The organism is Cyclobacterium qasimii M12-11B, from assembly GCF_000427295.1.
Taxonomy (GTDB): domain Bacteria; phylum Bacteroidota; class Bacteroidia; order Cytophagales; family Cyclobacteriaceae; genus Cyclobacterium; species Cyclobacterium qasimii.
In genome coordinates this window covers 1-709 of record NZ_ATNM01000162.1, presented here as the reverse complement: position 1 = coordinate 709, position 709 = coordinate 1, and the positions used below count along the sequence as shown (strand labels likewise).

Annotated in this window: 1 protein-coding gene; it reads right to left on the bottom strand. The window is 58.4% G+C overall.

Annotated elements, in window-relative coordinates; all coding sequences use genetic code 11:
* The coding region (locus tag ADICYQ_RS31330) for an ATP F0F1 synthase subunit beta (protein ID WP_040417411.1) at window positions 1–709 on the bottom strand (709 nt) is incomplete at both ends.

Sequence of the window (709 nt, the reverse complement as noted above, 5' to 3'; positions counted from 1 at the left end):
ACTTCGGATCCTGCCTGGGTGAAGCGGAAGATGTTGTCGATGAACAACAGAACGTCCTGCTTCTGCACGTCGCGGAAGTACTCAGCCATGGTGAGGGCCGAGAGCGCAACGCGGAGACGCGTTCCTGGCGGCTCATCCATCTGGCCGAAGACGAGTGCGGTCTTGTCGAAGACGCCCGCTTCATCCATTTCGGCGATGAGGTCGTTACCTTCACGGGTGCGCTCACCAACACCGGCGAAGACGGAAACTCCACCGTGATCCTGAGCTACACGCTGGATCATTTCTTGGATCAGAACGGTCTTACCAACACCGGCACCACCGAACAGGCCAATTTTTCCGCCCTGCACGTAGGGGGTGAGGAGGTCGATAACTTTGATGCCGGTTTCGAAGAGTTCAGTCTTCGATTCAAGCTGGTCGAATGCTGGGGGCTTGCGGTGGATGGGCCAGCGCTCGGTGATCTCGACGGTTTCGCCCTTGACCTTGCCGTCTTCATCCGCGTTGAGGATGTCGCCGGTAACGTTGAACACCTTGCCCTTGGTGACATCACCAACGGGAACCGTGATCTGCTCGCCGGAGTCGCGAACTTCTTGGCCACGAACGAGTCCGTCTGTGGGCTTGAGCGCGATGGCGCGAACTACGTCGTCGCCGAGGTGCTGTGCGACCTCAAGTGTGATCTCGGTGGTGTTGCCACCAATGGTGACATTGGTCT